Source organism: Pseudomonas sp. 15A4, from assembly GCF_016925575.1.
GTDB lineage: Bacteria > Pseudomonadota > Gammaproteobacteria > Pseudomonadales > Pseudomonadaceae > Aquipseudomonas.
In genome coordinates this window covers 2,765,467-2,780,632 of record NZ_CP068986.1, presented here as the reverse complement: position 1 = coordinate 2,780,632, position 15,166 = coordinate 2,765,467, and the positions used below count along the sequence as shown (strand labels likewise).

The following is a 15,166-nucleotide window of genomic DNA, read 5'->3' as shown; positions in this document are numbered from 1 at the left end:
AGTAACATTCAACACGTACAGCGTCTGTTGCAGCTTTGAAACACTCAACGATGGTGGGTGATGACGGGATCGAACCGCCGACCCTCTGCTTGTAAGGCAGATGCTCTCCCGGCTGAGCTAATCACCCTTGCTTCGCTGAGGCCGCGAAATTTACGCAGATGACGAACCTAAGTCAATAGCCCGCTTGAAGTTTTTTTCAAAAGAACCATTTTTCCCGAGAGGCACGAAGCTGCACATCAGGAACAAAAAAGCGAGCCCTGAGGCTCGCTTTCATGTTCAGACACCCTGCTTACAACGCAGCCAGACCGCGCGCGAGATCCGCCTGCAGGTCAGCGACGTCTTCCAGCCCTACCGCGACGCGGATCAGGCTGTCACGAATGCCGGCCGCCTCACGTTCTTGCGGCGACAGCCGACCGTGGGAGGTGGTGCTCGGGTGGGTGATGGTGGTCTTGGTGTCACCCAGGTTCGCGGTGATCGAGATCAACCGCGTGGCATCGATGAAGCGCCATGCGCCGTCCTTGCCGCCCTTCACCTCAAAGCTCACCACCGCGCCAAACGCCTTCTGCTGACGTTTGGCCAACGCGTGCTGCGGGTGACTCTCGAGACCAGAGTAATGCACCTTCTCGATGCCCTCCTGCTGCTCGAGCCACTGCGCCAGTTCCAGGGCGCTCTGACAATGGGCACGCATGCGGATGTTCAGGGTTTCGAGGCCCTTGAGGAAGAGCCAGGCGTTGAATGGGCTCAGACTTGGCCCTGCAGTGCGCAGGAAGCCCACGACTTCTTTCATCAGTTCGCTGCGACCGACCACCACCCCGCCCATGGCGCGGCCTTGCCCGTCGATGAACTTGGTCGCCGAATGCACGACCACGTCCGCGCCCATGCGCAGCGGTTGCTGCAGCGCCGGTGTGCAGAAGCAGTTATCGACCACCAGCAGCGCGCCCTTGGTGTGGGCAATTTCCGCCAGTGCATTGATGTCAACCAGCTCCGCCAACGGGTTGGACGGTGATTCGACGAACAGCATTTTGGTATTCGGCTTGATCGCCGCGTCCCAGCCAGACAGCTCTGCGAGGGGAACGTAGTCGACCTCGACCCCGAAGCGCTTGAAGTACTTTTCGAACAGGCTGATGGTCGAACCGAAGACGCTCTTCGACACCAGCACATGGTCGCCAGCGCTGCAGAAGCTCATCACCGTGGCGAGGATGGCCGACATCCCGGTGGAGGTTGCCACCGCCTGCTCGCCGCCTTCCAGCGCAGCCATGCGTTCTTCGAACGAAGCCACGGTCGGGTTGGTATAACGCGAGTAGACGTTGCCGGGGATCTCACCGGCGAAGGTCGCGGCCGCCTCGGCTGCCGTGCGGAACACGTAGCTGGACGTGAAAAACAGTGGATCGCTGTGTTCGCGTTCCGGCGTGCGGTGCTGACCGGCACGAACCGCGAGGGTGTCGAAACCGACACCCTCGAGATCGCTGTCCAGTCGACCGGCATCCCATTCCTGAGTCATGCCGCCTGCTCCTTGTCTGGATTAATTGTTGTACAGATCGATGATCGCGCTCACCGCCTGAGTCTTGACCTTGGAGGCGTCGTTGCGCGCCTGCTCGATCCTGTTCAGATAATGCTCGTCGATGTCACCGGTCACGTACTTGCCGTCGAAGACCGAACAGTCGAAATTGTCGATCTTGATCTTTTTGCTGCCACTCACCGCCTCGATCAGGTCATTCAGATCCTGATAGACCAGCCAGTCGGCACCGATGAGGTCGGCCACGTCCTGGGTGGAACGGTTGTGAGCGATCAGCTCATGGGCACTCGGCATGTCGATGCCGTAGACGTTGGGGAAGCGCACGGCCGGGGCCGCAGAACAGAAATAAACGTTCTTGGCGCCAGCTTCACGGGCCATCTGGATGATCTGCTTGCACGTGGTGCCGCGAACGATAGAGTCGTCCACCAGCATCACGTTCTTGCCACGGAATTCCAGCTCGATCGCATTGAGCTTCTGGCGCACGGATTTTTTCCGCGCTGCCTGGCCCGGCATGATGAAGGTGCGGCCGATGTAGCGGTTCTTGACGAAGCCTTCGCGGAATTTCACGCCGAGGTGGTTCGCCAGCTCCAGCGCGGCCGTGCGGCTGGTGTCCGGGATCGGGATGACCACGTCGATGTCATGATCAGGACGCTCACGCAGGATCTTGTCGGCGAGCTTTTCGCCCATGCGCAGACGCGCTTTGTAGACCGAGATGCCGTCTATGATCGAGTCCGGACGCGCCAGATAGACGTGTTCGAAGATGCACGGGGCGTATTTGGGATCGGTGGCGCATTGACGGGTGTGCAGCTTGCCGTCTTCGGTGATGTACACCGCTTCGCCCGGTGCCAGGTCACGAATCAACGTGAAGCCGAGCACGTCCAGCGAAACGCTTTCGGAGGCGATCATGTACTCGACGCCTTCGTCAGTGTGACGCTGACCGAAAACGATTGGGCGGATGGCGTCCGGATCGCGGAAACCGACGATGCCGTAACCGGTAATCATCGCCACGACCGCGTAACCGCCACGGCAACGCTTATGCACGTCGGCGACGGCCGCGAAGATGTCTTCTTCGGTCGGCTGCAGCTTGCCGCGCACCGCCAGCTCGTGGGCGAACACGTTGAGCAGCACTTCGGAGTCGGAGTTGGTGTTGACGTGACGCAGGTCCGACTCGAAGATTTCCTTCGCCAGTTGCTCGACGTTGGTCAGGTTGCCGTTGTGCGCCAGGGTGATGCCGTAAGGCGAGTTGACGTAGAACGGCTGGGCCTCGGCTGACGTCGAGCTTCCCGCCGTTGGATAACGTACGTGCCCAATGCCCATGTGCCCGACCAGCCTTTGCATATGGCGCTGGTGGAACACATCACGAACCAGACCGTTGTCCTTGCGCAGGAACAACTTGCCGTCATGGCTGGTCACGATACCGGCAGCGTCCTGGCCGCGGTGCTGGAGGACGGTGAGCGCGTCATAAAGCGCCTGATTGACGTTCGACTTGCCGACGATACCGACGATGCCACACATGCGACACAACCCCTACTTAGTGGAACTGGATTTACCGAACACTTCCGGCGGCGTTGTAGGCGGCAGGAGGTGATCCTTGAACGGGATGTCAACAGGTACGCTGACTCCGCTGGCTAGCCACTTGCTGGACATCCCGAGAATCAGGTTTTTCGACCAGTCAGCGACCATGACAAATTGCGGGAGCAGCCTCGACTGCTGCCACCATTGATCCTGTTGCACCGGGCCCAGGCTCAACAGCCCGACCGCGACGACAACCAGCAAGGCTCCGCGCGCCGCGCCGAAGACCATACCCAGAAAACGATCGGTCCCGGACAGCCCGGTGACGCGTATCAGTTCTCCAATCAGAAAGTTGACCATGGCGCCGACCAGCAGTGTGGCGACGAAAAGAATGGTGCAGCCCGCAATCACGCGCGCTGAAGGTGCTTCGATGTAGTTGACCAGATACTGGGCCAGCGATCCGCCGAACATCCAGGCGACGGCACCTGCGATGATCCACGTCAGCAAGGACAATGCTTCTTTGACGAAGCCGCGCTTGAGACTGATCAAAGCGGAGATGGCGACAATTGCAATGATCGCCCAGTCAACCGGAGTAAATGACACGTCGCAGCCTACAGACTGATAAGGCGGCGGATTTTAGCAGAGCACTCGCCTGCCGGTAAGCAGCGATTGCGGATGAAGGGCAATTAAGGCGAACTATTGGACTTTGTTCGAGGTCGAGGCGGGTTGAACCCGAAATCGAGGGTGTCAGATCCGGCCCCTTCCCTAGTAGGTCCTACTAAGGGAAGGCGTCGGCCGGGGACGCTTACTTACGCTCCGGCTGGAAACGCACGACGATGCCTTTGATCTTCTGCTGTTTTTCCAGCGTGTCACGCAGACGATCAGCCTCTGCGCGCTCGATCACCGGGCCAACAAAGACGCGGTTCACGCCATCGGCGGTGCGGATGTAAGCGTTATAGCCCTGAGTGCGCAGCGTCTTCTGCAGTGTGTCGGCATTGGCGCGATTGGACAGGCTCGCCAGCTGCACCGCCCACGTGACCGACAGACCATTGGCATCGACCCGGCTGGTGTCAGCGGCTGACGCAACTGGCGCTGGCGCTTGAGCGGGTGCAGGTGTTGGTGCCGGAGCTGGCTTCACAGGCGCGGTCTGAGCGGGTTTGGGCGCCACAGCCACAGGCTTGGAAGGCGCGGGGGCAATGGGCATGGACGGCGGCTGTTGACTGGTGCGCTGCTGAACGGGCTGGGCAGGATGCACAGGCTGAACAGGTTGCGTCAGCTCGTCATCGGTCGGCACCGGTTCCTGGGGCAATGGCTGCTGTTCAGGCACGCTGACCGGCTCGACCTTGATCGGCGAGGTGGCCGGCGCTTGCGGCGCGGCAGGCGCCTCGACCTGCACACGGCGGGCTTCATCCTGACGCGAAAACAGCATCGGCAGAAAAATCACCGCGATGGCAATAAGCACCAACGCTCCCACCATGCGCTGCTTGTACGCTTTATCCAGCAAAGCCATGTGTCACTTCCTCCGTGACGCGCCAGCAAGCCATTCCAGGGCCTCGGCTACGCAGTAAAAAGACCCGAACAGAACAATCTCGTCGTCGGCTGTCGCGTGGGCGCACTGAGCTTCAAGTGCCAGCGCGATACTCGGGTGAGACGTCACGCGAGCGCCAAGGTTCTGCAACGCCTGTTCGATCTCTTGCGCCGGACGACTGCGCGGCGTTGGCAGCGGTGCGACGGCCCAACTGCTGAACGTTTCGCCCAGCTCCACCAGAACGCCTTGCAGGTCCTTGTCGCTGAGCAGTCCGAACACCGCCAGACGCTTGCCCGCCACCGGTCGCTGATTCAAGCGCTGGGCGAGAAACGTCGCCGCATGGGGGTTATGACCGACATCCAGCAAAAGGCTCAGCGATTTGCCCTGCCAGTCAATGCTGCGGCGATCAAGGCGACCGGTCACGCGCGTATTAACGAGCGCGACGCGAAGGCTCGCCTCATTCCACGGCAGATCCAGCAGCAGGTAGGCCTGCAGCGCCAAAGCAGCGTTCTGCATGGGCAGGTCGAGTAACGGCAGCGAATGCAGTTCGACTTTCCGGCCGTTTGCATCGGTGCCCGACCAGTCCCACCCCGTGGCGTTGATCCGCAGCTCGAAATCGCGGCCGCGCAGCGACAGCGGGCAATGCAGTGCACGCGCCTTGTCGAGCAACGGCTGCGGGGGATCAAGATCGCCACACAGCGCGGGCTTTTCTTCACGGAATATCCCGGCCTTCTCGAAGGCAACGCTCTCGCGGGTATTGCCGAGGAATTCCGCGTGATCAACGCCAATGCTGGTGACCAGCGCCATGTCGGCATCGATCAGATTGACCGTATCGAGCCGCCCGCCCAGGCCCACTTCCAGCACCACTGCGTCCAGCCCGGCCTGCGCGAACAGCCAGAACGCTGCCAGCGTGCCCATTTCAAAATAGGTCAGGGAAATGTCACCACGGCCACGCTCCACCACCTCGAACGCCGCGCACAGCTCGGCGTCGGTGGCTTCAACGCCCTGCACCTGGACACGCTCGTTGTAACGCAGCAGGTGCGGCGAGCTGTAAACACCCACCTTCAGCCCCTGGGCCTGCAACAAGGAAGCAACGAATGCGCAGGTCGAGCCTTTGCCGTTGGTCCCGGTGACCGTAATCACTCTGGGCGCCGGCCGGGTCAGGCCCATCTGCGTCGCCACCTGCTGCGAACGCTCCAGCCCCATGTCGATGGCCGACGGGTGCAGTTGTTCCAGATAGCTGAGCCAGTCGCTCAGAGAGCGTGCGGTCATATGTTCGCCGGAGCAGGCGGCACAACGATCGGCTCAAGTGTCGGCGCCACGAATTTCGGCGTCGGCAGCCCCATCATCTGTGCCAGCACGTTGCCCAGACGCTGACGCAGTTCCTGACGGTGGATGATCATGTCGATTGCGCCGTGGTCGAGCAGGAATTCGCTGCGCTGGAAGCCTTCCGGCAGCTTCTCGCGCACGGTTTGCTCGATCACGCGAGGGCCGGCGAAGCCGATCAGTGCTTTAGGCTCGGCAACAATGATGTCGCCCAGCATCGCCAGACTGGCGGAAACACCACCGTAGACCGGGTCGGTCAATACGGAGATGAACGGCAAGCCTTCTTCACGAAGACGCGCCAGGACGGCCGAGGTCTTGGCCATCTGCATCAGGGAGATCAGGGCTTCCTGCATACGCGCACCGCCGGATGCCGCGAAGCAGATCATCGGGCAGCGGTTTTCCAGTGCGTAGTTGGCGGCTTGGACGAAGCGCTCACCCACCACTGCGCCCATCGAGCCGCCCATGAAAGAGAACTCGAATGCGCTGCACACCACCGGCATGCCCAACAGGGTACCGCTCATGGAAATCAGCGCGTCCTTCTCACCGGTCTGCTTCTGAGCAGCGACCAGGCGGTCCTTGTACTTCTTGCCGTCGCGGAATTTCAGACGGTCTACCGGCTCCAGATCAACGCCGATTTCCTGGCGGCCATCGGCGTCCAGGAAGATATTCAGACGGGCACGGGCGCCGATGCGCATGTGGTGGTTGCACTTCGGGCAGACGTCCAGGGTCTTTTCCAGCTCAGGGCGATACAGCACCGCTTCGCAGGACGGGCACTTGTGCCACAGACCTTCGGGCACCGAGCTCTTCTTGACCTCGGAACGCATGATCGAAGGGATCAGTTTGTCTACCAACCAGTTGCTCATGCTTTCTTTCTCCAGTACCGATGGCTCGAACGCGATGGCCTTTGGTGCCATGCGCATGCCCTTAAATCAATGTCATGTACGGTGCCGCGAAATGTCGTACGACGATCGGCGCGAGGCCTGACCTACCGGGACAACACTCACGAACACCACGCTCAACTTCATCACGAGACGCAAGACGTCTTCGCTCAACCAATTCGGCCACACGCATCAGCGGATGGCAGGCTAGTGGACGGCGAACGCGGGGCCGCCGTCACATCACAGCCGATGTTGCCGGACAAACGCCCTAGGCGCCGTGCACTGCACTCATGAACGCGCGGATCTTGTCGTGATCCTTCAAGCCTTTGGATTTCTCCACCCCGCCGCTCACGTCAACCGCGTAGGGATGCACCTGGGCGATCGCCTGGGAGACGTTGGCCGAGGTCAGGCCGCCGGCGAGAATCAGCGGCTTGCTCAGATGTTTCGGAATCAGCGCCCAGTCGAAGGTTTCGCCCGTACCGCCCGGAATGCCTGCGACGTAAGTGTCGAGCAGGATGCCGCAGGCATTGGCGTAGGCATCGCAGCTGGCCGCGATGTCGTCGCCGGCCTGGACGCGCAGCGCCTTGATGTACGGGCGGTTATAGCCTTCGCATTGCTCGGGACTCTCATCGCCGTGAAACTGAATGAGGTCGAGGGGAACAACGTCGAGCAGCGCCTGCAGGTCGGCGCGTTCGGCGTTCACAAACAGGCCGACGGTGCTGACAAAAGGCGGCAGCGCAGCAACGATTGCCTGAGCCTGCTCAACAGTGACGAAGCGCGGGCTCTTGGGATAAAACACCAGCCCGATGGCATCGGCACCCGCGTCAACGGCGGCCAACGCATCTTCTATGCAGGTAATCCCGCAGATCTTGCTGCGAACGGCTGACATGTAGTGGAGACCTCAAGCCTTGCGAAAGTCCCGGATGGTAGCAAATGCAGTCACCTGCGTCAGCCGTCCAGTTCCGAGAAGCCAGTGAGAAAATGCGGGCCGATGTAGCGATCCGGTAATGGGAACTCGTCGCGGTATTCCACCTGAACCAGGTACAGGCCGAAAGGATGAGCCGTCACGCCGCCGGTTCTTCGTACTCGGCTTTCGAGCACTTCCTTCGCCCACTCGATCGGCCGCTCCCCTGCCCCGATGGTCATCAGCACGCCGGCAATGTTGCGCACCATGTGGTGCAGGAAGGCATTGGCGCGAACATCGATGACGATCATCTTGCCGTGGCGGGTGACGCGCAGATGGTGAAGCTGCTTGATCGGCGACTTGGCCTGGCATTGCCCGGCACGGAACGCACTGAAATCGTGGGTACCGACCAGATACTCGGCGGCCAGCGCCATGCGTTCGGCATCGAGCGGGCGGTGGTTCCAGGTGATTTCCTGGCCCAGGTGCGCCGGGCGGATCTGATCGTTGTAGATCACATAACGATAGCGACGGGCGATGGCTTTGAAACGCGCGTGGAAATGGGCGGGCATGACCTTGGCCCAGGTCACGCTGATGTCATGGGGCAAATTGATATTGGCGCCCATGGTCCAGGCTTTCATGCTGCGCTCGGCCCGGGTGTCGAAGTGCACCACCTGACCGCACGCGTGCACGCCCGCATCGGTGCGCCCGGCGCACATCAGCGACACCGGTGAATCAGCCACTTTCGACAGGGCGTTTTCCAGTGTTTCCTGGACGGTCAGCACGCCGGTCAACTGCCGCTGCCAGCCGCTGTAACGCGAGCCTTTGTATTCCACGCCCAGCGCGATTCTGGAAAAACCTTCGGCGGCCAGCTCGGCTGCCGCTGTTTCTGCCTCGGTGTCTGTAGTTGCCAAGAGCTTAAAGCCTGTCGATGTGCGCAAGGGCGGCCATTATACGGATCGAAAAAAGACGCCATCGGCAGGTGCCAACGGTTTATCCCGGAAGCCAGGGTGAACCGAAAGGCCCGGCCCGGAAACGCAAACGACCGCCGAAGCGGTCGTTTATTGCAACGTCGATTAGGGTCAGACGAGGCGCGACAGCATGTTCCGCGCTTCGGTTTTCTGGCCGTCATCACCTTCAGCCACCACCTCATCGAGGATATCGCGAGCGCCGTCGGCGTCGCCCATCTCGATGTAGGCGCGGGCCAGGTCCAGCTTGGTAGCCGCTTCATCGGTACCGGACAGGAAGTCAAATTCCGGTTCATCGTCCGCCAGCAGCGCGTCGTCTTCCGTAAAACGAGGTGACGCTTCCACCGGCTTGTCCAACGCCGTGTCGAACGGCTTGGCGATGGGCGGCTGCTCCAGACTCTGGGAAAGACGGTCCAGCTCAGCGTTGACGTCGTCGATCTCGGACGCAAAGGCTTCAGAGGCCTGCTCGGTTTCCATCTCGTCAGCCAGAGAGAGGTCGAAATCGGCTGGCAATTCGATGTCGTCTTCCATCGCAGGCTTGGACGCGCCCAGCGATGCCGGCTGTTCGAATGGCGGCAGATCACGCAGATCGTCCTCCATCCCCAGCAAGTAGTCGTCTTCGGCTTTCAACGCCGGCTGATCTTCCGCCAGATTGAGGTCGAAATCGTCCAGCTCAGCGGGCTGAGCGGCAACGGAGGTCGCCTGCTGCTCGCGCAGAATCGAGTCGAAGTCCAGGTCATCGGATGCCGATCCGGCAAACGGCGCATCCAGGTCCAGATCGTCAAGAGCAGCGTTGTCCTGTGCCGCAGAATGATTCGGCGCAGCGGCAGCCGGTTCGCTGTCCAGATCATCAAGGCTCAGGTCAAAGTCGTTATCGAACTCGTCGTCCAGTGGCACTTCGGTGACCGTTTCTGCAGCCGGAGCAGGCTGCGCGGCGACTTCAGGTTCGTCATGGAGCAGCTCTTCAACGTACTTTGCGTCCATTTCCGCTGCCAAAGCCGCTGCTGCTGCCACCCCTGCCGCCGCCGCAGCCGCAGCGGCCATGGACGGATAGAGGGATTTCAGCTCTTCGACTTCAGCGTGGTTCTTTCCCGTGGCGATCAGCTGCCGCTCCTGCGCGACAAACCCGGATTGGTTGTCCTGCTCGGCATAGACTTCCATCAACTTGAGGCGCAAGTCACTGCGCTGCGGCTCATGCTTGATGGCGTCTTCCAGAACGGCGACCGCCTGATTGGTACGGCCGTATGCGATGTGGATTTCAGCCTGAACGAGCGCGTCAGCCGGATGTTCGCGGACCGGCTCGGCGACGGTCGGCGCCGGCGGCGTCTTTGCGTGGGGCGCCGGCGCCTCCAGGCCTTCGAAGCTGCTGGGAGACATGTCCAAATCGGACGCGAAGTCCGATTCTTCCGACAAGCGCGGGCCATCTGGCGATGGCGCTCGGCTTCGATCAGCGCATTGCGTCGGCGAGCCAGTAGCAACAGGAGCAGCAGCAACACCAACAGCGCGCCGCCACCAATCAGGCCCATGAGCATCGGGCTGGAGAGGATCTTGTCGAGGGCGCTGCGGTTGTCTTCATCGACCACCGGCTCGGTGGGTACGATCAGCGCTTGATCAGGCGTTGCGCTGGTGACCGTCGCGCCGTCAACCGGCAACGCATCCTCGGGGGCGATTTCGTCGGGTGCCTTGCCGGCAACATCAGGCGCCGCAGCGTTCGGCACGACCTGGGCCTGCATCGCCGGGTTGGCGGCATTATTGGGGTTGGTGACGCTGTTAGGGCTGACAGCAGGATTGGCGGGATTCGCAGCATCGACAGGCGGTGGAACCGTCGCGCCTGACGCCTGCATCTTCGCAAGCTGATCATTCTTCAGTTGAATCAGCCGCTGCAGTTTGTCGACCTGGCTCTGCAGATCGGTCATACGGCTTTTCAGCTCGGCATTGTCCCGACGCGTGGTGTCCAGGCTTTCCTGGGTAGTCGCCAGCTGGTTGCTGATATCGGCATTGTCGCCCGCCTTGCCTTTCGCACCCGCCTTATTGGCAGAAACGAGGCTGAGATTGTCTTTGGCGTCGATTTGCGACGGCGCAGCGCCAGCACGGTCGCGGCGGGTCGCATCGACCTGACGCGCGCCGCTGGGCATGCGTCGGCCTTCGCGCCAGGCACGATTCTGCTCGGCCACTTCAGCCACTGCACGAGGCTGCGCCAGCGCTGTTGATTCCTGCGGCGACGGCAGACGCAACACCTGACCTTTCTTCAGGCGGTTGATGTTGCCGGCAATAAAGGCATCAGGGTTCAACGCCTGAATGGCCAGCATGGTCTGCTGCACAGTCCCGCCGTTCTTCACGCGCTCGGCGATTTCCCAGAGCGTGTCGTTATTGGCGGTGGTGTATTGGGTGAACTTGGGTTCCGGGGCCGGCGCTGGAGCAGGCGTTGGAGACGCTGGTGCCGGGGCCTCGGCGGCGGGCGCCGGAGCCGGTGCAGCGCTCGGTGCCGTTGAAGGCAATTGCGCGGCGGCCGCAGCGGCTTGCGGGGAGAATTTGGGCGGGTCCAGCAACAGGCTGTACTCGCGCAGTGCCCGGCCATTGGGCCAGAGCACTTGAACGAGGAATTTTACGTAGGGATCGCGAATGGGCTTGGTGGAGGTGATGCGCAACACGCTCTTGCCACCGGGATTGACGACCGGGGTAAAGGTCAGGTCGTCCAGAATCGCCACTCGGCCAACGCCGGCCTGAGCGAACTCCGCAGAGGTCGCCAGACTTGGCACCACCTGGGAGGCATTGAGGTCCTGCACTTCCGTCAGCTCGATTTCGGCCAGCAGTGGTTGATTCAGGGTCGACTTCACGGTCAGACCGCCGAGGCCGAGCGCTTGGGCCACTCCCGATGACAGCGCCGACGCCGCAGCGATTGCTAAAACGAGTTTACGAACCTGAACCATAGCCCATCCCTTGTTTGAAATTTCCCCGGCAATCGCGAAGATAATGCCTGCTCGGGTGTAGGGCGTATCAGCACGCCGCAGCTAGAATGATTCTTCGAATTGTCGGCAAGTATCTTTTACGCAACATCTTTTATCAACAACTCAGCCACCTGCACAGCGTTCAGGGCTGCGCCCTTGCGCACATTGTCCAGCGTGACCCAGAAATTAAGTTCACAACCGTCGTCGACACCCCTGCGCAGACGTCCTACATAGACAGCGTCCTGTCCTACGGCGTCGCCCACCGGCGTCGGGTAATCGCCGGCCTCGACCAGCTCAATGCCTTCTGCGGTTTCAAGTGCAGCATTGATCGCCTTGATGTCGACCGCACCGCTCGTCTGCACTGACACGCTCAGGCTGTCGCCGAAGAACACCGGCACTTGAATGCAACTCACGCCGACCTTGATTAAAGGCAGCGAGAGCAACTCGCGCAACTCGCTGACCAAACGTTTTTCCAGTGGCACATGACCCTCGGCGTCAGGCTTGCCAACCTGAGCGAGCACGTTGAAGGCCATCTGCCGGTCAAACACCTTGGGCTCCAGCGGGCGAACGTTGAGCAGCTCGGCGGTTTGTCGGGCGAGTTCGGTGACCCCTTCGCGGCCCATGCTCGACACCGCCAGGCACGCTGTCACGGTGATCCGCTCGATGTCCAGCAGTGCGCGCAACGGCGCCAGCACCAGCGCGAGTGCAGCAGCGCTGGAGCTCGGGCAGGCCACCTGCTGCGGTTTGGCCACGTCAGCCAGGCGAACGCCATTGACCTCGGGCACCACATTCGGCGCCTGCTCGACGGACAACCCAGCGGACAGGTCGATCACTACACAACCGGCGGCCGTGGCGCGCTCGGCATAACTGCGCGTTACGGCGGCGCCTGCTGCGAAAAAGGCAATTTTGGCCTTGTTGAAATCAAAAGCATCGACTTCGCGCACCCGGACATTCTTGCCACGGTACGGCACCGAGCTGCCGGCTGATTCGGCACTGGCGAGCAGGTGCAAATCGCCGACCGGGAAGTCGCGCTCCTCAAGAATCTGGACGATGGTTTCGCCGACAGTACCGGTGGCGCCGATCACGGCGATATCAAAGGACTGGCTCATGGAAAAACCTCAGGGAAAAATCAGGGGGCGGCACTGTAACTGCACGGTGGTGGTCAGGCAATTGGCCGCAAGCGGATAGCCGAACGGACTGAGACTTATCAGGGCTCAAGGCCGATGGGAAAAAACTCGCCACCGCTCCACACGCCCAGCCAGCGCTGCTCGTCGATTTCACGCACGACAGCAAGGTCCACCAATTGATAGAAGACGTTGCGGTGAATCAGGGCTTCGAGGTTGTTGCGCACAAGCACGTAGGGCGCCGGTTCCTGGGTCTGCGGATCAAGGTCGATGCGCAGCGGGTGTTCAGCCCCGCCTCCACTCTGTCTTCGACGTTGGTGGTGAACCGCAGCAACTGCGACTCACCGCTGCCTTCGACGTCCAGCAGCACCGCCACAAAAGGCGCGTCGTCGACCTTGATGCCGACCTTCTCAACCGGTGTGATCAGAAAGTAATCGTCGCCGTCCCGGCGAATGATGGTGGAAAACAGCCGCACCATCGGCTTGCGACCAATGGGGGTGCCCAGATAGAACCAGGTGCCATCGCGGGCGATGCGCATGTCGATGTCACCGCAGAAATCCGGGTTCCACAGGTGCACGGGCGGCAAGCCCTTGCCGCTTTTCGCAATCTGGGCCAACAGGTCATTGGCTTTGTCCTGCCCACTCATACGCCACTCCTCAGCGGGCTGAGACGCCCAGCAAACCGCGAGCGTAAGCCTCCATCGGGGGTCCTAGCAAATCCTCGGGCTTGGTGTCGTACAACGTCAGCAGACCACCACGCAGGTGAATGCGTGCCGAATCTATGAGATAGCGGGTGTTGGTTTCGATCAGCATCAGCTGAATAACGCCGTTGTCGATGCCCAGACGGTCCACCGCTTCCTGGTCCGACCACTCGTCGAATGTGCCGATGCGGTCATCGGCCTTGGCGAAACGGGCGTACAGCAGGTAGTGCGCGCCGGCAGCCCGGGCCTCGTTCATCGCGTCATCCAGACCTTCCGGGGCGCGAGCACGGCGGACCATCGGGAAGTATTCGATAAACCCGTTGAAGGCCTCTTCGGCCACGACGTTGCGACGCGGGTAGGCACCGCCCGGCGGTGCGAAGGCGCCCTGGGCGATATAGATGAACGAATCAGGTTGCACGCGAAAGTTGTTCAACCGACGGGTCGAGCTGTGATCCAGCAGCCCGGCGTCGCTGAGCTCATCGTGAGCGCCTTGTGCCAGATCGCTGACGTGCATGCAGCCACTCAACGCCAGTAGAGCCAGCAGTAAAACCAGGCTACGCATTGTTATCTCCAAAATCCGGCGACGGAAAACCGGCGAATGGCCAGTTAATGCAGCTTTTGCGCCATGTCGGACTTGGAGAAGGCTTGGCTCGCTGAATGGGCTTAACGCGGCTGCGCTTTATTCAACAGCCGAGTCGGCCTGTGAGTCGGATCGAAGCTCTGGTTTAGCCTCGAGCCCGTGATCGACATCCCGCTTGCGCTTGTTACCCATGCGCACGCCGATGTCCATCAGGAACTGGAAGAACCCTTCCTGATCTTCAAGGACATTGCTCCAGAACGGCGAGTGGTACAGCGCCACCGCGCCGTGGACCAGCGCCCAGGCGGCGCAGTAATGGAAATACGGCGGAACGTCTTCCAGCTTGCCTTCGGAAATCCGGCCCTTGATCAGCAAGGTCAGGTGTTCGAAGTTCGAAGCGCGGATCTTGTGCAGCTCCTCCACCAGCTCCGGCACCTGATTGCCCTTGACCACCTTCTCTTCAAGCCGGTCGAACAGGCGATAGCGCTGGGGGTCGCGCATGCGGAATTCAAAGTACGCCCGGGACAGCGCTTCCTTATCCTTGTCGACATCCGCCGAATGCAGCAGCTCGTTCAAATCACGCTCGTAGTCGAGCATCAGGCGCAGATAAATCTCGGCCTTGGATTTGAAGTGTTTGTAGATGGTGCCTTTGCCGATACCCACGGCATCCGCAATCATCTCGACGGTGACGCTGTCTTCGCCCTGCTCGAGGAAGAGCTTGAGTGCGGTGTCGAGAATCTCCTGCTCACGGCGGCGAAACTCACGGACTTTACGAGGTTCTTTCTGCATAGGAGGAGACTGTGGGTTCGGAATCGGAAGCGGCACATTATGCCTATCCCGTAGCAGAATGCACGGATCATCCGACCTATATCCGTTTTCTGACGGATTTCGCTGTCGGCAGGCAAAAGGGAAACGATCGAGGCCGAGGCAGTCTCGTTTTTTGGCAGGATCGGCTGGATGGTCGAGAATCCGGAAGGGTCGGCGGAATTGCGGTATCAGCAGCCCTTCAGGTATTCCAAAACTGTTTAAAAATCGTACAGTCGGCGGCTGGACGCCTGCGGATTATAGCCAATACTTATATTCGCCACCGCCGCATCTCCCCCAAGTGCAGCGTTGGTAAGGACACCAATGGACAGCGTGTCTTTGTTTTACTCCTAATGGTCTTAACCCGGATTCACCCCCAGAACC

Annotated in this window: 10 protein-coding genes, 1 tRNA gene and 3 pseudogenes; all 14 read right to left on the bottom strand. The window is 60.9% G+C overall.

Annotated features, from left to right (window positions below; translation table 11 throughout):
* Window positions 1-51: 51 nt before the first annotated feature.
* Window positions 52-127, bottom strand: a tRNA-Val gene (locus JN403_RS12555).
* Between the two features lie 162 nt (window positions 128-289).
* Window positions 290-1,501: an O-succinylhomoserine sulfhydrylase gene (locus JN403_RS12550; RefSeq protein ID WP_205487154.1), complete on the bottom strand. Its 1,212-nt coding sequence runs from the start codon at window positions 1,499-1,501 to the stop codon at window positions 290-292.
* Between the two features lie 21 nt (window positions 1,502-1,522).
* A complete protein-coding gene (gene purF / locus JN403_RS12545) occupies window positions 1,523-3,031 on the bottom strand; it encodes an amidophosphoribosyltransferase (RefSeq protein WP_172609169.1) in 1,509 nt (502 codons plus the stop codon).
* Between the two features lie 12 nt (window positions 3,032-3,043).
* Window positions 3,044-3,631, bottom strand: a complete 588-nt coding sequence (locus JN403_RS12540; protein WP_037011737.1) for a CvpA family protein — start codon at window positions 3,629-3,631, stop codon at window positions 3,044-3,046.
* Window positions 3,632-3,833: 202 nt separating this feature from the next.
* The gene (locus tag JN403_RS12535) at window positions 3,834-4,538 is read right to left on the bottom strand and encodes an SPOR domain-containing protein (protein WP_205487153.1); all 705 of its coding nucleotides are present in this window, start codon (window positions 4,536-4,538) and stop codon (window positions 3,834-3,836) included.
* A pseudogene (gene folC, locus JN403_RS12530) lies at window positions 4,522-5,828 on the bottom strand (bifunctional tetrahydrofolate synthase/dihydrofolate synthase). Before folC ends, JN403_RS12535 begins: the two are co-directional and overlap by 17 nt.
* Entirely contained in the window at window positions 5,825-6,745 is a 921-nt protein-coding gene (accD, locus tag JN403_RS12525) for an acetyl-CoA carboxylase, carboxyltransferase subunit beta (RefSeq protein WP_122535753.1), read from the bottom strand. The pseudogene folC and the gene accD overlap by 4 nt, the downstream one beginning before the upstream one ends.
* A 283-nt stretch (window positions 6,746-7,028) precedes the next feature.
* Window positions 7,029-7,649, bottom strand: a complete 621-nt coding sequence (locus JN403_RS12520; RefSeq protein ID WP_205487151.1) for a phosphoribosylanthranilate isomerase — start codon at window positions 7,647-7,649, stop codon at window positions 7,029-7,031.
* Window positions 7,650-7,708: 59 nt separating this feature from the next.
* A complete protein-coding gene (gene truA / locus JN403_RS12515) occupies window positions 7,709-8,533 on the bottom strand; it encodes a tRNA pseudouridine(38-40) synthase TruA (protein ID WP_172612940.1) in 825 nt (274 codons plus the stop codon).
* A gap of 210 nt (window positions 8,534-8,743) precedes the next feature.
* Window positions 8,744-11,559: pseudogene (locus tag JN403_RS12510) on the bottom strand (FimV/HubP family polar landmark protein).
* Between the two features lie 116 nt (window positions 11,560-11,675).
* On the bottom strand, window positions 11,676-12,686 hold the full coding sequence (locus JN403_RS12505; protein ID WP_205487150.1) for an aspartate-semialdehyde dehydrogenase: 1,011 nt from the start codon (window positions 12,684-12,686) through the stop codon (window positions 11,676-11,678).
* A gap of 98 nt (window positions 12,687-12,784) precedes the next feature.
* A pseudogene (locus JN403_RS12500) lies at window positions 12,785-13,347 on the bottom strand (DUF1285 domain-containing protein).
* A gap of 10 nt (window positions 13,348-13,357) precedes the next feature.
* A complete protein-coding gene (locus JN403_RS12495) occupies window positions 13,358-13,963 on the bottom strand; it encodes a DUF4823 domain-containing protein (protein WP_122535542.1) in 606 nt (201 codons plus the stop codon).
* Window positions 13,964-14,080: 117 nt separating this feature from the next.
* Window positions 14,081-14,767: a TetR/AcrR family transcriptional regulator gene (locus JN403_RS12490; protein WP_122623755.1), complete on the bottom strand. Its 687-nt coding sequence runs from the start codon at window positions 14,765-14,767 to the stop codon at window positions 14,081-14,083.
* Window positions 14,768-15,166 lie beyond the last annotated feature (399 nt).

What these genes read in the sequence shown, in the direction of transcription:
- JN403_RS12550 (WP_205487154.1), bottom strand. Translation starts at nt 1,501, where the DNA reads ATGACTCAGGAATGGGATGCCGGTCGACTGGACAGCGATCTCGAGGGT.
- purF (WP_172609169.1), bottom strand. Translation starts at nt 3,031, where the DNA reads ATGTGTGGCATCGTCGGTATCGTCGGCAAGTCGAACGTCAATCAGGCG.
- JN403_RS12535 (WP_205487153.1), bottom strand. Translation starts at nt 4,538, where the DNA reads ATGGCTTTGCTGGATAAAGCGTACAAGCAGCGCATGGTGGGAGCGTTG.
- accD (WP_122535753.1), bottom strand. Translation starts at nt 6,745, where the DNA reads ATGAGCAACTGGTTGGTAGACAAACTGATCCCTTCGATCATGCGTTCC.
- JN403_RS12520 (WP_205487151.1), bottom strand. Translation starts at nt 7,649, where the DNA reads ATGTCAGCCGTTCGCAGCAAGATCTGCGGGATTACCTGCATAGAAGAT.
- JN403_RS12505 (WP_205487150.1), bottom strand. Translation starts at nt 12,686, where the DNA reads ATGAGCCAGTCCTTTGATATCGCCGTGATCGGCGCCACCGGTACTGTC.
- JN403_RS12495 (WP_122535542.1), bottom strand. Translation starts at nt 13,963, where the DNA reads ATGCGTAGCCTGGTTTTACTGCTGGCTCTACTGGCGTTGAGTGGCTGC.
- JN403_RS12490 (WP_122623755.1), bottom strand. Translation starts at nt 14,767, where the DNA reads ATGCAGAAAGAACCTCGTAAAGTCCGTGAGTTTCGCCGCCGTGAGCAG.